The organism is Parapedobacter composti (assembly GCF_900112315.1).
In the GTDB taxonomy this organism is placed as follows: Bacteria; Bacteroidota; Bacteroidia; order Sphingobacteriales; family Sphingobacteriaceae; genus Parapedobacter; species Parapedobacter composti.
Genome location: NZ_FOLL01000056.1, coordinates 1 through 1,332 on the forward strand (window position 1 = coordinate 1; position 1,332 = coordinate 1,332).

Annotated in this window: 2 protein-coding genes; both read right to left on the reverse strand. The window is 53.8% G+C overall.

Features of this window, described 5'->3' with window-relative positions; genetic code table 11:
* Positions 1–132 precede the first annotated feature (132 nt).
* Positions 133–996 carry an IS3 family transposase gene (locus tag BM030_RS19560; protein ID WP_090975278.1) on the reverse strand — a complete coding sequence of 288 codons (864 nt, stop codon included), beginning with the start codon at positions 994–996 and terminating at the stop codon, positions 133–135.
* Positions 993–1,268, reverse strand: a complete 276-nt coding sequence (locus tag BM030_RS19565) for a transposase (RefSeq protein WP_090975279.1) — start codon at positions 1,266–1,268, stop codon at positions 993–995. The genes BM030_RS19560 and BM030_RS19565 overlap by 4 nt, the downstream gene beginning before the upstream one ends.
* Between the last annotated feature and the right edge of the window lie 64 nt (positions 1,269–1,332).

Here is a 1,332-nt window from a genome sequence, read left to right on the forward strand (position 1 = left end):
CTATAATTCCCCCCAATCGTTGGACAGATTTTTCATAAACTAAGTGAGATATTTCCGGTATCCCACCCACAAACATTAACCTAACCTGCCTGCGCGGCGAGCGCCCGCCGGAGGCACCTTTTTTTCTCTGGCTCATGCGACCTCCTTTTGTTTGAGGCCATGGTAGACCTCACCGGGGATTTCATCTTCCAGGCTTTGGTGTCTCCGTTGGTTGTTGTAATACCCGAAATACGTTTGCAGGCCCTGGTAACAAGCCAGGCCGTCGGCAGCCGGAAACAGGTACACATGTTCGTACTTCACACTCCGCCACAGCCGTTCGATGAAAATATTGTCAATCGCCCGGCCCTTGCCGTCCATGCTTAACCGGATGCCGTTTCCGGTCACCCAGTTGCAGAATTCGTGGGCGGTGAACTGGCTTCCCTGGTCGGTGTTGAGTATTTCAGGGGCACCGTGTTCCCCGATTGCCGCTTCCAGCGTATCCCGGCACCACCCGGAGGTCATCGTGTTTGACAGCGACCAGCCCACAACATAGCGGCTGTATACATCGATGATGGCACACAGATACAGGTAACCGCCCCGTACCGGGATATAGGTGATATCCATAGCCCATACCTGATTCACACAGGTGATATCCAAACCCCGTAACAGATACTTGTATATCCGGTGCCCCTTGCCTTTGCCCCGTTTGGAGGTGTTCGGCTTCGGACCCATTGCCGACAGACCCATGATCCCGTACAACCGCTCGATGCGCTTGGGATTGACCCGGTAGCCCTTGTCCCTGCGCAACCAGGTGGTCATCCGGGGAACACCCAGCCAGGGGTGCTGCAGGTATTCCTCATCGATCAACCGCATCAGCTCCAGGTTCAACGGGCTTTCCCCAACCGGCTGGTAGTAAAAACTGCTCCGGGATACCGATACCAATGCGCACTGCCGGGCTATGCTCAGCCCATCCGCCTTGCCAACGTGCGTCTTCCGCTGTGCTGGGGTCTCTTTCATGACAAGGCTTTCTTTAAAAAATCAATCTCCATCTTCTGTTGGCCGATGGTCTTCAGGTATTGCTCCTCGCGCTCCTGGGCCTCGCTCTTGGCGTCCTTGACCGGACGCTCAAAGACCGCAGGGGCCTGCTTCAAAAATTGAGACTTCCACGTCGTGATCTGCGTGGGGTGGATCCCGTGCTTCTGACCCAGCTCCTGGATCGTCACACGCTCCGACAAAGCTTCCAATACTACCTTCGTCTTGAAAGCTGATGTGAACTTTCGCCTACTCATAATACAACAAATTTAATCTAAAAATCTAACTTAAACTGCTGTCCTGTTTTCGGGGGGAATTATA